At 47.6% G+C, this 1,603-nt stretch carries 1 protein-coding gene; it reads left to right on the top strand.

The window, feature by feature from the left end; genetic code table 11:
- On the top strand, positions 1 to 1,376 hold a 1,376-nt coding region (locus tag EKC99_RS15245; RefSeq protein ID WP_240468905.1), incomplete at its 5' end, for a DDE-type integrase/transposase/recombinase.
- Between the last annotated feature and the right edge of the window lie 227 nt (positions 1,377 to 1,603).

Below are 1,603 nucleotides of genomic sequence, written 5' to 3'. Positions count from 1 at the left end.
ATTTACTAGGTGTACTTTTTGGAAAGTCCCTCACAGACTGGGATGACGAAGAACCGGTGAATCAATCGTATCAGAAACTCCAAGTCGATGAGCTTCCTGTCATCGAAACGCTTCCGCGTTTAGACTATCGTCAGCTTCTTGTCGAATACGAACAACAACACGGAAAACCGTTGAAACCGATCAAGAGGCACGCAAACACGAAAACAACAGTGCCAGATACATTGACGTGTCCACAGTGCCAAGCACCGTCTGGCTATGTGTACGCCAACAACGGAGGCAAAGGTCAGTACCAATGCAAAGTGTGTCGTTGCCGTTTCAACCATCGCAGCCGTTTTGCCAAACAAGTGATTTTTCGGTGCCCACATTGTTTAAAGACCCTTGAAAAAATTAAAGAGCGTAAAGATTATCACATCCACAAATGTAAGAATGATGATTGTTCGTTTTACCAAGCAAACTTGCGACAGATGACACCTCAGGAAAAAGAACAGTTTCAACATGCGCCGCATGCCTTTAAAGTTCGATACATTTTCCGTGAGTTTCTCTTTGATTTTCAGCCGTTGGCACCGTCGTCACCGATACAATCGAAGGTGGATTTGTCGCGTCTTTCCGTGTCTTCGCATACACTCGGACTCATCTTGACGTATCACGTCAACTATGGGCTCTCCGCGCGGAAAACAGCGAGGATCATGAAAGACATTCATGGGTTGTCGATTTCTCATCAGACCGTCATCAACTATGCCAACAGTGTTGCGCTGATCGTCAAACCTTTCATCGATCACTTTCCTTACGAACTGTCTGGTTCTTTTTGCGGCGACGAGACGTATATTCGCGTCAAAGGAAGCTGGCATTATTTGTTTTTTATGTTTGATGCCGTGAAAAAGGTCGTGCTGTCTTATCGGGTCTCTCCGCATCGGGATACACTCTCTGCCATCCGTGCGATCGATGATGTTCTCAAGAAACTGCCGTCCATTCCTGAAGATTTGTCTTTTGTCGTCGACGGCAACCCGATCTACTTGTTGGCGCAGCACTTTTTCGCCCAACAAGGGATTTCTTTCGATGTCCGCCAAGTCATCGGGCTGACAAATGAGGATCCTGTGTCCGAGGAATATCGACCACTTAAACAGATCATTGAACGATTCAACCGAACGTTTAAAGGCAACTACCGACCCACTCATGGATTTGGCGCAGAAGAAGGCTCGGTTTCCTTTGTCACACTCTTTGTGGCGTATTTCAACTTCTTGCGTCCGCATAGCGCGTTAGAAAAACGGGTACCGGTCGTCATCCCAGCATTAGAGAGCCTTCCGCATATGCCGGCACGTTGGGCAAGGCTCATTGTCATGGCTCAAGAGATGTTGACCCAACAAGCTGCATCCTAAGGACGGATTCGGCGGAGCGTACCCTTGACCATCCGAACCTCGCCAAAGGTAAAATCAGGATAGGGCAAGGGCTGCTTTCCTATGCCCTTCTTTTCTGCCCTTGCCCTTACTGACCGTTTTTCTCCTTTGGCGAGTGTTGGTCAAGGGCGAATCCGATTCCACCATCCCCTTTATTTCCCTTCAAAAGGTAGCCCGTGATGACTTTTCATAGATTTTTTGACGCTACC

This window comes from Anoxybacillus sp. MB8, assembly GCF_011006755.1.
GTDB classification, from domain to species: Bacteria; Bacillota; Bacilli; order Bacillales; family Anoxybacillaceae; genus Anoxybacillus; species Anoxybacillus gonensis.
The sequence above is the reverse complement of the archived record's forward strand: the minus strand, read 5'-3'. Positions and strand labels throughout refer to the sequence as shown.